The following is a 16,826-nucleotide window of genomic DNA, read 5'->3' as shown; positions in this document are numbered from 1 at the left end:
GTGGGACTCTACTTCTTCTTCGGCCGCTGGCCGCTCTGGCCACCGCGCCGCGGCTGCTGGCGCTGGCCCTGGCCCGACTGGACCCCCGGCTTCGACCTGCCCGCCTTCGTACCGGACTTCCCGGCCCCGGTCCCGGTCGACGCGGTCGGCTTGGCCTCCGCCTCGTCCGCCACCGCCGCCGCGTCCGGCGCGTCCGCCTGCTCCGTGCCGTGCGGCTGGTGGGCGGTGGCCGCCTGCCGCTGGGCCTTGCTCTGCTTGCGCGGCTGCTGGCGGCGCACCTGCACGCTCTCCGCCACCGCCGCCTGGGCGGCGGCCTCCGCGCCCTTGGGGTTCTTGGAGCCGGTGAGCATGGCCGCCAGGCCGACCTTCTGGATCGAGCCGTCCGGGTTGATCCGACCGGCCTTCTTCAGCCGCGCCTGGCGCTCGTCCCACGCCCGGCTGCCCGGCGTCGGGTTGTTGCGGATGACGATCAGCTGCTGGCCCATCGACCAGACGTTGGTGGTGAGCCAGTAGACCAGCACACCGACCGGGAAGTTGATGCCCATCACGGCGAACATGACCGGGAAGACGTACATCAGCATCTTCTGCTGCTGCATGAACGGCGTCTTGACCGAGAGGTCGACGTTCTTGGTCATCAGCTGACGCTGGGTGATGAACTGCGACAGCGACATCAGCACGATCATGACCGCGCAGACGATCTGGATGTGGATGCTGTCCGCACCGACGAACTTGGCCGACAACGGGGCGCCGAAGATGTGCGCCTGCTTGGCGCTGTCCAGCAGCGGCTTGTCGATCACGCCGATCGTCTTGTCGTTGGCGATCGAGGCCAGCACGCCGTAGAGGGCGGTGAAGAACGGCGCCTGCACGAGGATCGGAAGGCACGAGGAGAACGGGTTGGTGCCCGCCTCCTTGTACAGCTTCATCATCTCTTCGGACTGGCGCTGCTTGTCGTTCTTGTAGCGCTCCTGGATGGCCTTCATCTTCGGCTGGATCGCCTGCATGGCCCGGGTCGCCTTGATCTGCTTCACGAAGAGCGGGATCAGGCAGATCCGGATGACGACCACCATCATCACGATGGACAGACCCCACGCCAGGCCACCGTCGGGGTCGAAGACGTGGCTGAACAGCGAGTGGAACTGGACGATGATCCAGGACACCGCTGTGTAGAGGGGACTCAGAAAACCGAAGGTCACCGGTCAGACTCCTTGGGCATCGGGCTTCGCCACCGGCTCCGGCTCGGCGGTCCCGCTCGTGGGGTTCAGCAGATTGCGCAGCCGGCGGTGCCACACCGGGTGCTTTCGCGGCGGAACGTGGTCAACCCCACCGGGAGACCAAGGGTTGCAGCGCAGGATGCGCCAGCCGGTCAGCCAACCGCCCTTGATCGCGCCGTGGACGCGAACCGCCTCGTACCCGTAGCGCGAGCACGAGGGGTAATAACGGCACACCGGACCGAGCAGCGGACTGATCGTCCACTGGTAGAGCCTGATCAGGCCCATCAGCAGGTACTTCATCGCCCTGTTCCCGTCGGGGCACTGCCGGTCGGCTCCGACCTGAGCAGGCGGCGCAGGGCCGCGTCCAGGTCGTGCCCGAGGTCCGGGTACGGGGCCGTCGCCGCAGCGGGCAGCGCCCGTACCACTATCAGGCTACCTGCGGGCAACCGGGACAGACGCTCGCGGACCAGGTGACGCAGCCGACGCTTCACCGCGTTGCGGACCACCGCCGGGCCGACTGCCTTGCTCACGACGAAACCCGCACGCGCCGGAGGAAGCCCCTCGGCGACGTGCGGGTGTGAATCGCTGTTCCGGTCGGCGCCCGTGTCGTGGTCCACCTCTCTGTGGAGGTGGACCACCAGCAGGGGCCGACCTGCGCGGCGACCGCGTTTCACCGCGGTCGCGAAGTCCTGGCGCCGCCGCAGCCGATTCTCGGTGGGCAGCACTGCAGACCCTCTACGCGGATCAGGCGGACAGGGCGGTGCGGCCCTTGGCACGGCGGTTCGCCAGGATGGCGCGGCCGGCGCGGGTACGCATGCGCAGCCGGAAGCCGTGGGTCTTGGCGCGACGACGGTTGTTCGGCTGGAAGGTGCGCTTGCTCACTCGGGGGCTCCTGGGATGAATCGTAGGATGACGGGGAGTCGCTTGGCCGTCACCGTGCGTCCGCGCGATCTCCCCTTGCAGTGGGAAATCCGGTTCCGGACCCAGATCTGCTGGGTTGAGAACCACCACGGCGCCCGTGCTGCGCGCGTCATGCGAAGCGGGCGGACCCGCGGACATGCGGCAGCGGCCATCGACAACTCGACCTGGTTACGGTACGCGGGAGCGGGTCCGAGGGTCAAACCAGGTGGCCGCCACGCCGTTGCCCACAGCCTGTGGACAGAAACTTGAATCAGCTCTGCGCGCTGACTACCGTTGCAGGACTTGTCTCTTTTGTTCTGTGCCCGCGACCGCACCGGCGCCGCGCCGCCCGAACCCCGTCTCCCCCCTTCCTTGACCTTGCCTGGCTCCCCCTGTCCGGGGAACGAGAAAGCGTGTACCAGTGGCTGATGTCAACAGCGATCTCGTCCTGATGTGGTCGAGGGTCGTCGAGCGACTGGTCAGCGACAGCGATGTCGTGGAGAAGGACAAGAACTGGGTGCGCCGCACCCAGCCGATGTGGATGATGCACGACACCGCCCTGCTCGCGGCGCCCAACGAGTTCGCCAAGCAGGTGCTGGAGGGACGGCTGCTGCCGCAGCTGACCGACGCCATCTCGCAGGAGTTCGGGCGGCAGGTCCGGATCGCGGTGATGGTGGACGCCAACGCCGCCCCGGTCGGCGAGCCGGAGCAGGAGCCCGAGCTCGACCCCGAGCCGGTCCCGGAGTGGCCGCACCCGCGCCCCGAGCAGTCCTACCCGGCGCGCGTCGAGCAGCCGTACCCCGGCCGCGTCGAGCAGCCCTACCCGGCCGGGCCCGGGGGCTACCAGCAGCCCGGGCCGCCGCCCGGCGCCTGGCCGGGCCGGGCCGGGGACGACTACCAGCACCCGCCGTACCAGCCCCCGGGCTACCCGGCGGCCGAGCCCTACCGGCCGCCCGCCCAGGCGCCGTACCGCGACCACCAGCCCGGCGCGGAGGCCGGCGGCTGGGGCGAGTCGGCCCCGGTGCCAGAACGGCGGCCGGACCCGGCCCCGCGGCGCTCGCACCGGCCGGGCCCGGACTCGGCGCAGGGCGACCTGTTCGGCGGGGCGCTCGGCTCCCCGGACGAGGACCGGCCGCGCCAGGGCGGCTTCCGCCGCGGCGCCCGGCCCGCCGCCCAGCCGCAGCACGCCCAGGTCGAACGGCCCCCCGGCGTCCCGGCCCCGCCCGGCGCTCCCCCGGCGGGCGGCCCGCGCAAGGACGAGCCGAACGCCCGGCTGAACCCCAAGTACCTGTTCGACACCTTCGTGATCGGCGCCTCCAACCGCTTCGCGCACGCCGCGGCGGTGGCGGTGGCCGAGGCGCCCGCCAAGGCCTACAACCCGCTCTTCGTCTACGGCGAGTCCGGCCTCGGCAAGACCCACCTGCTGCACGCCATCGGGCACTACTCGCGCAGCCTGTTCCCGGGCACCCGGGTGCGGTACGTGAGCTCGGAGGAGTTCACCAACGAGTTCATCAACTCGATCCGGGACGGCAAGGCGGACGCGTTCCGCAAGCGCTACCGGGACATCGACATCCTGCTGGTCGACGACATCCAGTTCCTGGCCAGCAAGGAGTCGACGCAGGAGGAGTTCTTCCACACCTTCAACACCCTGCACAACGCGAACAAGCAGATCGTCCTCTCGTCGGACCGGCCGCCCAAGCAGCTGATCACCCTGGAGGACCGGCTCCGCAACCGCTTCGAGTGGGGGCTGATCACCGACGTCACCCCGCCGGAGCTGGAGACCCGGATCGCGATCCTGCGCAAGAAGGCGATCCAGGAGCAGCTGAACGCCCCGGCCGACGTGCTGGAGTTCATCGCCTCCCGGATCACCCGCAACATCCGGGAGCTGGAGGGCGCGCTGATCCGGGTCACCGCGTTCGCCAACCTGAACCGGGCCCCGGTCGACCTGGAGCTGGCCGGGATCGTCCTGAAGGACCTCATCCCGGGCGGGGACGAGGACGCCGGGCCGGAGATCACCGCGCAGGTGATCATGCAGCAGACCGCCGCGTACTTCGGCCTGGGCGTCGAGGACCTGTGCGGGTCCTCGCGCAGCCGGGTGCTGGTGACGGCCCGTCAGATCGCCATGTACCTGTGCCGGGAGCTGACCGACCTGTCGCTGCCGAAGATCGGCGCCCAGTTCGGCGGCCGGGACCACACCACGGTGATGCACGCGGACCGCAAGATCCGCTCGCTGATGGCCGAGCGCCGGTCCATCTACAACCAGGTCACCGAGTTGACCAACCGCATCAAGAGCTAGCTAACAAAAGTCCGGCACCGGGCGGAGCGGCTGCGGCGGCACTGTGCGGAATGCTCAAAAACCTTTGCTGGAACGGTAGTTGATGCCTCGTAGGGGAGTCGGGCCAGGGCGGCCCGGCTCCCCTTCCGCATGCCCGGAGCGTTACCCGGACGAGTGGTGGGCCCGCGGCCGGAAGCACTCGTCCGAGTGCACGCGGACCCCTTCCGCGGACCGCGGCGACCGCCGCGTAGTAGAGGGGCGGCCGATCGAACGCGGAACGGCCCCGACGGTGGCCGGATCGCGCCGGTCGGGGTCGGCCGGCGCGATCCGGAAGGTGTGGAGGGGCCTGTGGCGGGGCAGGAATCCGCGGGTCGGCCCGTTCTCCGGGCCCGCCGCCGCACCGAACGTCTGCGCAGCAAATCGAACGCTTCGGGTGCGCACCCCGGTTTTCCACAGGAACGGGTGGGTCCTCCCCGTCCACAGGGTGCGCGGGGCCGAGTTATCCAGAGGTTCCTCCACAGGTGGATCGCCGCTACGCTCTTCCGCGCAGGTCAACCACCTGTGGACTTGTGCACAACAGTTATCCACAGGCTGTGGAGAACTGAGGCCCCGTCAGCCGGTCCACAGGGTTATCCACCGGCTGTCCACAGGAACGGGTGAGTTATCCCCAGGTTTTCCACAGCTGCGTCCACAGTTCGGCAACATCAACTCCCTTGTCAGCCCTGGGTGTGAAAGGCGTCACGTGATGTTGATCGGGAGCGGTGGATAACTTCGGGGATTTCTGTGGACACAGCTGTGGATAACCTGTGGATACTCAGCGTGCCCTGTGGATTACTCTCCGCTGTCCACAGCGGGGTCTGGTTGTCCACAGCCGCCGTCCACAGGTCCTGTGGACAAAATCTGGCCCCTGAGCTGCGAAAACGGGGTTATCCACGGTATCCACAGGCCCTACTACTACTGCTACACATAGAGAGCTCGGAGCTTGATCAACAGTGGGGGTGGCCCGAATCTGTGGACAACCGGGCCCCGACATTTGTTCGGCCCGCTTGTGCCCATCTGCCCCGGCTGTCAGCCGAGTACGTCAGACTGTCCTTCGGCAACCGGAAGCAGGACGGGGCGGAGCGGATCCGCCCGGTGCCTCCCGGGGGCCGCAAGAGGATCAGACGATCAACAGCACGGCGGGCGGTACCGGCCGCCGTGCGGCGACAGCAGCCAGGAGGCGGTTACCGGTGAAGTTCCGGGTGGAGCGTGATGTCCTCGCGGAGGCGGTGGCCTGGGCTGCCCGCAGCCTCCCCGCGCGGCCGCCGGTGCCGGTGCTGGCCGGCCTGCTGCTGACCGCGCAGGAGGGCAGCCTGGCGCTGTCCGGGTTCGACTACGAGGTGTCGGCCCGGGTCGAGCTGGAGGCGGACGTGGAGGAGGCCGGCACCGTCCTGGTCTCCGGCCGCCTGCTCAACGACATCTCGCGCAACCTGCCGAACCGCCCGGTGGAGATCTCCACCGACGGCGCCCGGGTCAGCGTGGTCTGCGGCACCTCCCGCTTCACCCTGCCGACCCTCCCGGTCGACGAGTACCCGGCGCTGCCGCAGATGCCGACCGCCACCGGCACCGTCCCGGGCGACGTGTTCGCCTCGGCGGTCAGCCAGGCCGCGGTCGCCGCCGGTCGCGACGACACCCTGCCGGTGCTCACCGGCGTCCGGGTCGAGATCAACGGCAGCGGGATCACCCTGGCCGCCACCGACCGGTACCGCTTCGCCGTCCGCGAGCTGCTCTGGAAGCCCGAGCAGGACGACATCAACGCGGTCGCGCTCGTCCCCGCCAAGACCCTGCAGGACATCGCCAAGTCGCTGGGCAGCGGCGACCAGGTCACCATCGCGCTGTCCACCGGCGGCGCGGGCGAGGGCCTGATCGGCTTCGAGGGCGCCGGCCGGCGGACGACCACCCGCCTGCTGGAGGGCGAGTTCCCCAAGTTCCGGTCGATCTTCCCGACCGAGTTCTCGGCGGTCGCCGCGGTGCAGACCCAGCCCTTCCTGGAGGCGCTCAAGCGCGTCTCGCTGGTGGCCGAGCGCAACACCCCGGTCCGGCTGAACTTCGAGCAGGGCGTCCTCACCCTGGAGGCCGGCTCGGGCGACGACGCGCAGGCCACCGAGCGGATCGACGCCGACCTGGAGGGCGACGACATCTCGATCGCCTTCAACCCGGGTTACCTGGAGGAGGGGCTCAAGGCGATCGACGCCGCGTACGCGCAGCTGAGCTTCACCACCCCGACCAAGCCGGCCCTGCTCACCGGCAAGCCCGCGGTCGACGCGGAGCCGGACGAGGCCTACCAGTACCTGATCATGCCGGTCCGCCTCTCCGGCTGACCGGCCGTCACCACCAGGGGCGCGAGGGGCGGACCGCCTCCGCGCCCCTGTGGCTGCCCGGCGCGCCCTCGGCGTCGGCGTAGGCTCAGTGGGTGCGGCAACGGCGCCGCCATCAGGCACGACACCACAGTGAAGGACTTGTCATGGAGCTCGGCCTCATCGGTCTCGGCAAGATGGGCGGCAACATGCGCGAGCGCATCCGCCGCGCCGGCCACACCGTCATCGGCTACGACCGCAACCCGGACCTCGCCGACGTCGACAGCGTCGAGGAGCTGGTCACCAAGCTGGAGGCCCCCCGCGTGGTGTGGGTGATGGTCCCGGCCGGCGGCCCGACCCAGGAGACCGTCGAGCACCTGGCCGAGCTGCTCTCCCCCGGCGACGTGGTGGTCGACGGCGGCAACTCGCGCTGGACCGACGACGTCAAGCACGCCGAGCTGCTCGCCGAGAAGGGCATCGGCTTCGTCGACTGCGGCGTCTCCGGCGGCGTCTGGGGCCTGGAGAACGGCTACGCGCTGATGTACGGCGGCGAGGCGGCCGACGTCGCCAAGGTCCAGCCGGTCTTCGACGCGCTCAAGCCCGAGGGCGACTTCGGCTCGGTGCACGCGGGCAAGGTCGGCGCCGGCCACTTCGCCAAGATGGTCCACAACGGCATCGAGTACGCGATGATGCAGGCCTTCGCCGAGGGCTGGGAGCTGCTGGAGGCGGCCCCCGAGGTCACCGACGTGCGCGAGGTGTTCCGCAGCTGGCAGGAGGGCACCGTCATCCGCTCCTGGCTGCTCGACCTGGCCGTCCGGGCGCTGGACGACGACGAGCACCTGGCCAAGCTCAAGGGCTGGGCCGCGGACTCCGGCGAGGGCCGCTGGACGGTCGAGGCCGCCATCGACCACGCGGTGCCGCTGCCCGCGATCACCGCCTCGCTGTTCGCCCGCTTCGCCTCCCGCCAGGACGACTCCCCGCAGATGAAGATGATCGCCGCGCTGCGCAACCAGTTCGGCGGCCACGCGGTCGAGTCCAAGTAAGCGGCCCCGGACAGAAGGCGAGCGCAGTCCACGCCATGCACGTCGCGCACCTGTCGCTCGCCGACTTCCGTTCCTACGCCCGGGTCGAGGTCCCGCTCGACCCGGGCGTCACCGCGTTCGTCGGCCCCAACGGCCAGGGCAAGACCAACCTGGTCGAGGCGGTCGGCTACGTCGCCACCCTGGGCAGCCACCGGGTGGCCACCGACGCCCCGCTGATCCGGCTCGGCGCCGAGCGGGCGGTGATCCGGGCCAGCGTGGTCGCCCAGGGCGGCCGCACCACCCTGGTCGAGCTGGAGCTGACCGCGGGCAAGGCCAACCGGGCCCGGTTGAACCGCTCCGACAACGTCCGCCCGCGGGACGTGCTGGGCGTGCTGCGCACCGTGCTGTTCGCCCCCGAGGACCTCGCCCTGGTCAAGGGCGACCCGGGCGAGCGCCGCCGCTTCCTGGACGAGCTGCTGACCGCCCGGGCCCCCCGGCTGGCCGGGGTGCGCTCCGACTACGAGCGGGTGCTCAAGCAGCGCAACGCCCTGCTGAAGACCGCCGCGATGGCCCGCCGGGCGGGCGGCGGCAAGTCCGCCGACCTGGCCACCCTGGAGGTCTGGGACGGCCACCTGGCCCGGGCCGGCGCCGAGCTGACCGCCTTCCGGATCCAGCTGGTGGCCGCCCTGCAGCCGCTGGTCGCCGAGGCCTACCAGCAGCTCGCCCCCGGCGGCGGGGACACCGTCCTGGAGTACCGCTCCTCCTTCGAGGGCGAGCTGCCCACCAGCCGCGAGCAGGCCGAGCGGCAACTGCTGGCGGCCCTGCAGAACGCCCGCAAGCAGGAGGTCGAGCGCGGCCTGACCCTGGTCGGCCCGCACCGCGACGAACTGCTGCTGCGGCTGGGCCCGCTGCCCGCCAAGGGCTACGCCAGCCACGGCGAGTCCTGGTCCTACGCGCTGGCGCTGCGGCTGGCCTCGTACGAGCTGCTGCGCGCCGAGGGCGGGGAGCCGGTGCTGGTGCTGGACGACGTCTTCGCCGAGCTGGACGCCCGCCGCCGGGACCGGCTGGCCGAGCTGGTGGCCGGGGGCGAGCAGGTGCTGGTCACCGCCGCGGTGGCCGAGGACGTGCCGAAGGCGCTGCACGGCGCCCGGTACGGCGTCTCGGGCGGCTCGGTGGACCGGCTGACCCCGTGAGCCCCGGGAACCACGTAGCCTGGGCGGCTCGTCGGAACAGTTGTCCACAGCCTGGGGATGGAGCGTGATGGCGGAGGGGCCGGAGCTTTCGGGCGTGGACCTGGCCCGGGTGGCGCTGCGCGCCGCCAAGGAGCAGGCCAGGCAGCGCGGCGAGCAGGTGCGCGAGCGGCGGGAGGCCAAGCGGACCGGCCTGCGCAGCGGCGCCCGGGCGGACGGGCGGGACCCGGTGCCGCTGGGGGCCGCGCTGAACCGCCTGATCACCGAGCGGGGCTGGGAGGCCCCGGCCGCGGTCGGCGGGGTGATGGGCCGCTGGTCGCAGATCGTCGGGCCGGACATCGCCGCGCACTGCGAGCCGAAGTCGTACGCGGAGGACGAGGCGGTGCTCACCGTGCAGTGCGACTCCACCGCCTGGGCCACTCAACTCAGGCTGCTGGCGCGGCAGTTGGTGGCCCGGTTGAACCACGAGCTGGGGCACGGGACGGTCCGGGTGATCAAGGTGCTGGGGCCGGACGCCCCGGTGCGCGGCTACGGGCGGCTGCGGGCGCCCGGGAGCAAGGGGCCGGGCGACACCTGGGGCTGAGCCGGGCGGAGCGGACCGGGATCTTCCGGAATCGCTGGCGGCCCTGCCAGGCGCTCTGAGCCCCCCTGGCGAGTATCGGGACACGTCCCGAGGGGATTCAGGGCGGCACATCTGCCCTCAGAGGCTGCCAAACGCCCCTCTCTGTCGGTCGTACCGGTAGACTGAAGAGCAAACAACGTTGCGTGGAGCAACAGAGTCGAAACGCCGTGGTCGCACACCTGCCCGGACGGACGGACAGGGGCGCGGCCCGCGCTGTGCCAGAGAGGGCGCTTCGTGGCCGATTCCGGCAACCCCAGCCAGACCCCAGACCCGTCCGACCAGAAGGCCTACGACGCCAGCGCGATCCAGGTGCTGGAAGGCCTCGACGCCGTCCGCAAGCGCCCGGGCATGTACATCGGCTCGACCGGTGAGCGCGGCCTGCACCACCTCGTCTACGAGATCGTCGACAACTCGGTCGACGAGGCGCTGGCGGGGCACGCCGACACCATCGGCGTCACGATCCTGGCCGACGGCGGCGTGCGGGTGGTGGACAACGGCCGAGGCATCCCGGTCGGCATCATGCCGGGCCAGGACAAGCCGGCCGTCGAGGTCGTGCTGACCGTCCTGCACGCGGGCGGCAAGTTCGGCGGCGGCGGCTACGCGGTCTCCGGCGGTCTGCACGGCGTCGGCATCTCGGTGGTGAACGCGCTCTCCACCCGCCTGGCGGTGGACATCCGCACCGACGGCGCCCGCTGGACGCAGGAGTACAAGTCCGGCGCCCCGACCGCCCCGCTGGCGCGGCACGAGGAGACCGAGGAGACCGGCACCACGGTCACCTTCTGGGCCGACCCGGACATCTTCGAGACCACCGTCTACTCCTTCGAGACGCTCTCCCGGCGCTTCCAGGAGATGGCCTTCCTCAACAAGGGCCTGACCATCGCGCTGACCGACGAGCGCCCCGAGCACCTGGACGAGGAGGGCAATCCGCTCTCCGTCACCTACCGGTACGACGGCGGCATCGCGGACTTCGTCGCCCACCTCAACTCCCGCAAGGGCGAGGTGGTCCACCCCTCGGTGATCGACTTCGAGGCCGAGGACAAGGACAAGACGATCTCGGTCGAGATCGCCATGCAGTGGAACTCGTCCTACACCGAGGGCGTGTACTCGTTCGCCAACACCATCCACACCCACGGCGGCGGCACGCACGAGGAGGGCTTCCGGGCCGCGCTCACCGGTCTGATGAACCGCTACGCGCGCGACAAGAAGCTGCTCCGCGAGAAGGACGACAACCTCTCCGGCGAGGACATCCGCGAGGGCCTGACCGCGATCATCTCGGTCAAGCTCGGCGAGCCGCAGTTCGAGGGCCAGACCAAGGACAAGCTCGGCAACACCGAGGCCAAGACCTTCGTGCAGAAGGTGGTCAACGAGCACCTGGCCGACTGGCTGGACCGCAACCCCAACGAGGCCGCGGACATCGTCCGCAAGTCCATCCAGGCCGCCAGCGCCCGGGTCGCCGCCCGCAAGGCCCGCGACCTGACCCGGCGCAAGGGCCTGCTGGAGTCGGCCTCGCTGCCCGGCAAGCTCTCGGACTGCCAGTCCAAGGACCCGTCCGAGTGCGAGATCTTCATCGTCGAGGGCGACTCGGCCGGCGGCTCCGCCAAACAGGGCCGCGACCCGCGCACCCAGGCGATCCTCCCGATCCGCGGCAAGATCCTGAACGTCGAGAAGGCCCGGATCGACAAGGTGCTGCAGAACACCGAGGTCCAGGCGCTGATCTCGGCCTTCGGCTGCGGCATCCAGGAGGACTACGACGCGGAGAAGCTGCGGTACCACAAGATCGTGCTGATGGCCGACGCCGACGTCGACGGACAGCACATCCGGACGCTGCTGCTGACCCTGCTGTTCCGCTTCATGCGCCCGCTGGTCGAGGCCGGGTACGTCTACCTGGCGATGCCCCCGCTGTACAAGATCAAGTGGGGCCGGGACGAGTTCGAGTACGCCTACTCCGACCGCGAGCGCGACGCGCTGATCGCGGCCGGCGTCGAGGCCGGCCGGCGGCTCCCGAAGGACGACGCGATCCAGCGCTTCAAGGGCCTCGGCGAGATGAACGCCGAGGAGCTGCGCGTCACCACCATGGACGCCGCGCACCGCCTGCTGCTCCAGGTCACCCTGGAGGACGCCGCCCGGGCCGACGACCTGTTCTCCGTCCTGATGGGCGAGGACGTCGAGGCCCGCCGCTCCTTCATCCAGCGCAACGCCAAGGACGTCCGCTTCCTGGACGTCTGACGTCCGCCCAGGATCGTTGAAAGGAAACTGACCACCAGTGGTCGACGACAACCGTCCGGACGGCGGCGAGCAGCCCGAGGACAGCACCATCCCCGCCCAGGCCGGCAACCGGGTCGAGCTCATCGAGCTCGAGACCGAGATGCAGCGCTCCTACCTCGACTACGCGATGAGCGTCATCGTCTCGCGCGCCCTGCCCGAGGTCCGCGACGGCCTCAAGCCGGTGCACCGGCGCGTGCTCTACGCGATGTACGACGGCGGCTACCGGCCCGAGAAGGGCTACTACAAGTGCGCCCGCGTGGTCGGCGACGTGATGGGCAACTACCACCCGCACGGCGACACCTCGATCTACGACACCCTGGTCCGCCTCGCCCAGCCCTGGTCGATGCGGATGCCGCTGGTCGACGGCAACGGCAACTTCGGCTCCCCGGGCAACGACCCGGCCGCGGCGATGCGCTACACCGAGTGCAAGATGATGCCGCTGGCGATGGAGATGATGCGCGACATCGACGAGGAGACCGTCGACTTCGCCGCCAACTACGACGGCCGGCAGCAGGAGCCGACCGTCCTGCCCTCGCGGATCCCCAACCTGCTGATCAACGGCGCCACCGGCATCGCGGTCGGCATGGCCACCAACATCCCGCCGCACAACCTGCGCGAGGTCGCCTCCGGCGCGCTCTGGGCGCTGGAGCACCCCGAGGCCTCCAACGAGGAGCTGCTGGAGGCCCTGATCGAGCGGATCAAGGCCCCCGACTTCCCGACCGGCGCGCTGATCGTCGGCCGCCGCGGCATCGAGGACGCCTACCGCACCGGCCGCGGCTCGATCACCATGCGCGCCGTGGTCGAGGTCGAGGAGATCCAGGGCCGCCAGTGCCTGGTGATCACCGAACTGCCGTACCAGGTCAACCCGGACAACCTCGCCCTCAAGATCGCCGACCTGGTCAAGGACGGCCGGATCGCCGGCATCGCCGACGTCCGCGACGAGTCCTCCTCGCGCACCGGCCAGCGCCTGGTCATCGTGCTCAAGCGGGACGCGGTCGCCAAGGTCGTGCTCAACAACCTGTACAAGCACACCGACCTGCAGACCAACTTCGGCGCCAACATGCTCGCCCTGGTCGACGGCGTGCCGCGCACCCTCTCGCTGGACGCCTTCATCCGGCACTGGGTCGCCCACCAGATCGAGGTCATCGTCCGCCGGACCACCTTCCGGCTGCGCAAGGCCGAGGAGCGCGCGCACATCCTGCGCGCCCTGCTCAAGGCGCTCGACCAGATCGACGCCGTGATCGCCCTGATCCGCGCCTCGGAGAGCGCCGACGCCGCCCGCACCGGCCTGATGCAGCTGCTCGCCATCGACGAGCTGCAGGCCAACGCCATCCTCGAGATGCAGCTGCGCCGCCTGGCCGCCCTGGAGAGCGCCCGCATCCTCAGCGAGCACGACGAGCTCCAGGCCAAGATCAACGAGTACAACGCGATCCTCGCCTCGCCCTCCCGGCAGCGCGAGATCGTCTCCGAGGAGCTCACCGCGATCGTCGAGAAGTACGGCGACGAGCGGCGCTCCACCCTGATCCCCTCCGACGGCGACCTCTCCATCGAGGACCTCATCGCCGAGGAGGACATCGTGGTCACCATCACCCGCGGCGGCTACGTCAAGCGCACCCGCTCCGACCTCTACCGCTCGCAGAAGCGCGGCGGCAAGGGCGTGCGCGGCGCGCAGCTGAAGCAGGACGATATCGTCGACCACTTCTTCGTGACCACCACCCATAACTGGATCCTGTTCTTCACCAACAAGGGCCGGGTCTACCGCGCCAAGGGCTACGAGCTCCCCGACGCGGGCCGCGACGCCCGCGGCCAGCACGTCGCCAACCTGCTGGCCTTCCAGCCGGAGGAGCACATCACCCAGGTGATGGCCGTGCGCACCTACGAGGACAAGCCGTACCTGGTCCTCGCCACCCGGGGCGGCCTGGTCAAGAAGTCCCTGCTCAAGGACTACGACTCCCCGCGCTCCGGCGGCCTGATCGCGATCAACCTCCGCCAGGACGAGGAGGGCCGGGACGACGAGCTGATCGGCGCCGAGCTGGTCTCCGCCGACGACGACCTGCTGCTGATCTCCAGGAAGGCCCAGTCGATCCGCTTCAAGGCCACCGACGAGGCGCTGCGCCCGATGAGCCGGGCCACCTCCGGGGTGAAGGGCATGGCCTTCCGCGAGGACGACGAACTGCTCTCGATGAACGTGGTGCGGCCCGGCACCTACGTCTTCACCGCCACCGACGGCGGGTACGCGAAGCGGACCTCGGTTGACGAGTACCGTGTCCAGGGGCGCGGTGGTTTCGGTATCAAGGCGGCGAAGATCGTCGAGGGCCGGGGCTCGCTGGTCGGCGCCCTGGTGGTCGAGGAGAGCGACGAGATCATGGCCATCACGCTGTCCGGCGGCGTGATCCGGACCAGGGTTTCCGAAGTGCGTGAAACCGGACGTGACACCATGGGCGTCCAACTGATCAACCTCGGAAAGCGCGACGCGGTGGTGGGCATGGCCCGCAACGCGGAGGCCGACGAGGAGGAGGGCGCGGAGGACGCCGTCGACGAGACGGGGTCCGCGGCCCCCGCCGAGCAGGACGCGGACGGCACGCCCGAACAGGGCTGACGCCCGGACGCGTACTGCGGTGCCCGCCCCGCCTCCCCGGCGGAGCGGGCACCGCGGGTTGAACCGCGGGCCATCGGGGCACGCGGTGCAGGAGCACAAAACGGACCAGGACGGTGTGCCACCGCCCTGGCGGACGGTTCGGGAGGACCACGGTGAGCGGAGCCACGGGTGCTGGAGGTGCCACGGGCGGCCTGGCGGGCGGGCCGGGCGGAACCGCCCAGCAGCCCTACGGGGGCCAGACCCCGCCCCCGCCGAGCACCCCGCCCGCGGGCGGCTTCTCCCAGCCCACCACGTACGCCAAGGGCCAGCCCACCCCGCCGCGCGGCACCCGCGTCCCCGGCGGCCCCGGCGGCCAGCCCCGCCGCCCCGGCCCGCCGCCCTCCGGCGGCGGCACCGGCCGCACCCGCAAGGCCCGGCTGCGGGTCACCAAGGCCGACCCGTGGTCGGTGATGAAGGTCAGCTTCCTGCTCTCGCTGGCCCTCGGTGTGATCATCATCGTGGCCGCCGCGGTGCTCTGGATGACCCTCGACGGCCTCGGCGTCTTCTCCTCGCTGAGCGGCACCCTGAAGGACGTCACCGGCAGCGGCAGCGACAGCTCCGGCGCCTTCGACCTGATGGACTACATCGGGTTCGGCAAGGTGATGCTCTTCACCACCCTGATCGCCCTGGTCGACATCGTCCTGATGACCGCCCTGGCCACCCTCGCCGCCTTCATCTACAACTCGGCGGCGGGCTTCACCGGGGGCATCGAGCTGACCCTCGCCGAAGAGGACTGACCCCGCGTCGGATCCGCGTCGCACCGCTGGAATTCCCCGGGCCCCGGAGGCCGTTGACGTCCCCGGGGCCCTTCGTCGTTCCCGGGCAATCGGGTGACGGCCCGGCGCGCCGGGGTTTGCGCCGCGGGCCACCGTGCACAGATGGAAGAACGGGAACGGTCCAGCGGGCCGCCCGGCCGCTTCCGGCGGTCACCGGGCGTCCCGGCGGGTACGACTGGTCGGAGGGTCCGTCATGGGGCAGCACGCACAGCAACTGGTCGGCGCGGTGGAGGACCTGCTCGGCCGTCCGGTCCCCCTGCGGGTGCGCGCCTGGGACGGCTCCCAGGCCGGCCCGGCCGGCGCCCCCACCGTCGTCCTGCGCAACCGCCGCGCGCTGCGCCGCCTGCTCTGGGCCCCCGGCGAACTCGGCCTGGCCCGCGCCTACGTCTCCGGCGACCTCGAACTCGCCCCCGACACCGACCTGTACGAGGTGCTGGCCGCCGTCACCGCCTTCGCCGAGGACCCGGCCGCCCTCCGGCCGCGGATCGGCCCCCGCGACTACCTGGGCGCCCCCGGCCGCCGCCTGCTCACCACCGCCCTGCGGCTCGGCGCCGTCGGCCCGAACCCCGCTCCCCCGGTCGAGGAGGTCCGCCACCGCCGCGGCCGGGTCCACAGCCGCCGTCGCGACCGCGCCGCGATCAGCCACCACTACGACGTCGGCAACGACTTCTACCGGCTCGTCCTCGGCCCCAGCATGGTCTACTCCTGCGCCTACTGGGAGCCCGCCGCCAAGAGCCTGGAGGACGCCCAGGCCGCCAAGCTCGACCTGATCTGCCGCAAGCTCGGCCTGCGTCCCGGCATGCGCCTGCTGGACGTCGGCTGCGGCTGGGGCTCCCTGGTCCTGCACGCCGCCCGCCACTACGGCGTCCACGCGGTCGGCGTCTCCATCTCCACCGAGCAGGTCGCCCTGGCCCGGCAGCGGGTCGCCGAGGCGGGCCTCGCCGACCGGATCGAGATCCGGCTCCAGGACTACCGCGAGGTCCCCGACAGCCCCTTCGACGCCGTCTCCAGCGTCGGCATGGCCGAGCACGTCGGCTCCGCCCAGTACCTGGTCTACGCCCGCCACCTGTACGAGCTGCTCGCCCCCGGCGGCCGCCTGCTCAACCACCAGATCGCCCGCCGCCCGCTGCCCCCCGGCGAGGAGTACCGGCTCTCCCCCTTCATCGACCGGTACGTCTTCCCCGACGGCGAGCTCTCCCCCGTCGGCACCACGGTCTCCCGGCTGGAGGAGGCCGGCTTCGAGGTCCGCGACGTCGAGGCGCTGCGCGAGCACTACGGCCGCACCCTGCGCGAGTGGGTCGCCAACCTGGAGGCGCACTGGCCCGAGGCCGTCGCCCTGGTCGGCCGCGGCCGGGCCCGGGTCTGGCGCCTGTACATGGCCGCCTCCGCCGTCTCCTTCGAGCAGAACCACATCGGCATCAACCAGGTCCTCGCCGTCCGCCCCACCCCCGCGGGCGCCTCCGGCCTCCCCCCGACCCGCCCGCAGTGGCTCGCCGAGGCCGCCGAGGTCGCTGAGCAGCACCGCGAGCAGGGCCGTCCGGAGGGGGCCCGGGATATGGATTTGGGAGATCGGCCGTCGGTCCGCTAATCT

General features: G+C 71.1%; 13 protein-coding genes. 9 read left to right on the top strand and 4 right to left on the bottom strand.

Annotation, left to right across the window (positions count from 1 at the left end):
• Nucleotides 1–8: 8 nt before the first annotated feature.
• The 4 genes from yidC to rpmH are packed head-to-tail and all read right to left on the bottom strand — an operon-like array spanning nucleotide 9 to nucleotide 2,093.
• Nucleotides 9–1,193 carry a membrane protein insertase YidC gene (gene yidC, locus ACFY00_RS06135; RefSeq protein ID WP_388027737.1) on the bottom strand — a complete coding sequence of 395 codons (1,185 nt, stop codon included), beginning with the start codon at nucleotides 1,191–1,193 and terminating at the stop codon, nucleotides 9–11.
• A gap of 3 nt (nucleotides 1,194–1,196) precedes the next feature.
• Nucleotides 1,197–1,511: a membrane protein insertion efficiency factor YidD gene (yidD, locus tag ACFY00_RS06130; RefSeq protein WP_033214182.1), complete on the bottom strand. Its 315-nt coding sequence runs from the start codon at nucleotides 1,509–1,511 to the stop codon at nucleotides 1,197–1,199.
• On the bottom strand, nucleotides 1,508–1,936 hold the full coding sequence (rnpA, locus tag ACFY00_RS06125) for a ribonuclease P protein component (RefSeq protein WP_388027734.1): 429 nt from the start codon (nucleotides 1,934–1,936) through the stop codon (nucleotides 1,508–1,510). Before rnpA ends, yidD begins: the two co-directional genes overlap by 4 nt.
• A 19-nt stretch (nucleotides 1,937–1,955) precedes the next feature.
• Nucleotides 1,956–2,093 carry a 50S ribosomal protein L34 gene (gene rpmH / locus ACFY00_RS06120; protein ID WP_033214180.1) on the bottom strand — a complete coding sequence of 46 codons (138 nt, stop codon included), beginning with the start codon at nucleotides 2,091–2,093 and terminating at the stop codon, nucleotides 1,956–1,958.
• Between the two features lie 439 nt (nucleotides 2,094–2,532).
• Between rpmH and dnaA the strand changes: the two genes are divergently transcribed.
• The 9 genes from dnaA (at nucleotide 2,533) to ACFY00_RS06075 (ending at nucleotide 16,823) form a co-directional block, all read left to right on the top strand.
• Complete coding sequence (gene dnaA, locus ACFY00_RS06115) at nucleotides 2,533–4,407, top strand: chromosomal replication initiator protein DnaA (RefSeq protein ID WP_388027731.1); 1,875 nt, start codon at nucleotides 2,533–2,535, stop codon at nucleotides 4,405–4,407.
• A gap of 1,208 nt (nucleotides 4,408–5,615) precedes the next feature.
• Nucleotides 5,616–6,746, top strand: coding sequence for a DNA polymerase III subunit beta (gene dnaN / locus ACFY00_RS06110; protein ID WP_388027728.1), 1,131 nt, complete (start codon nucleotides 5,616–5,618; stop codon nucleotides 6,744–6,746).
• A 92-nt stretch (nucleotides 6,747–6,838) separates the two neighbouring features.
• Nucleotides 6,839–7,765 (top strand): phosphogluconate dehydrogenase (NAD(+)-dependent, decarboxylating), encoded by a 927-nt coding sequence (gene gnd / locus ACFY00_RS06105; protein WP_388027725.1) that lies wholly within the window; start codon nucleotides 6,839–6,841, stop codon nucleotides 7,763–7,765.
• 35 nt (nucleotides 7,766–7,800) lie between these two features.
• The gene (recF, locus tag ACFY00_RS06100) at nucleotides 7,801–8,937 is read left to right on the top strand and encodes a DNA replication/repair protein RecF (protein WP_388027723.1); all 1,137 of its coding nucleotides are present in this window, start codon (nucleotides 7,801–7,803) and stop codon (nucleotides 8,935–8,937) included.
• Nucleotides 8,938–9,004: 67 nt separating this feature from the next.
• Nucleotides 9,005–9,517: a DUF721 domain-containing protein gene (locus ACFY00_RS06095; protein WP_033254171.1), complete on the top strand. Its 513-nt coding sequence runs from the start codon at nucleotides 9,005–9,007 to the stop codon at nucleotides 9,515–9,517.
• 273 nt (nucleotides 9,518–9,790) lie between these two features.
• Nucleotides 9,791–11,782 (top strand): DNA topoisomerase (ATP-hydrolyzing) subunit B, encoded by a 1,992-nt coding sequence (gene gyrB / locus ACFY00_RS06090; RefSeq protein ID WP_388027722.1) that lies wholly within the window; start codon nucleotides 9,791–9,793, stop codon nucleotides 11,780–11,782.
• Nucleotides 11,783–11,819: 37 nt separating this feature from the next.
• Complete coding sequence (gene gyrA / locus ACFY00_RS06085; protein ID WP_388027720.1) at nucleotides 11,820–14,420, top strand: DNA gyrase subunit A; 2,601 nt, start codon at nucleotides 11,820–11,822, stop codon at nucleotides 14,418–14,420.
• A 152-nt stretch (nucleotides 14,421–14,572) separates the two neighbouring features.
• Entirely contained in the window at nucleotides 14,573–15,196 is a 624-nt protein-coding gene (locus tag ACFY00_RS06080; RefSeq protein ID WP_388027718.1) for a DUF3566 domain-containing protein, read from the top strand.
• Between the two features lie 232 nt (nucleotides 15,197–15,428).
• Nucleotides 15,429–16,823, top strand: coding sequence for a class I SAM-dependent methyltransferase (locus ACFY00_RS06075; protein WP_388027716.1), 1,395 nt, complete (start codon nucleotides 15,429–15,431; stop codon nucleotides 16,821–16,823).
• Nucleotides 16,824–16,826: the final 3 nt, after the last annotated feature.

Origin of the sequence: Kitasatospora sp. NPDC001540, from assembly GCF_042894345.1 — a bacterium.
GTDB lineage: Bacteria > Actinomycetota > Actinomycetes > Streptomycetales > Streptomycetaceae > Kitasatospora > Kitasatospora phosalacinea_C.
The sequence above is the reverse complement of the archived record's forward strand: the minus strand, read 5'-3'. Positions and strand labels throughout refer to the sequence as shown.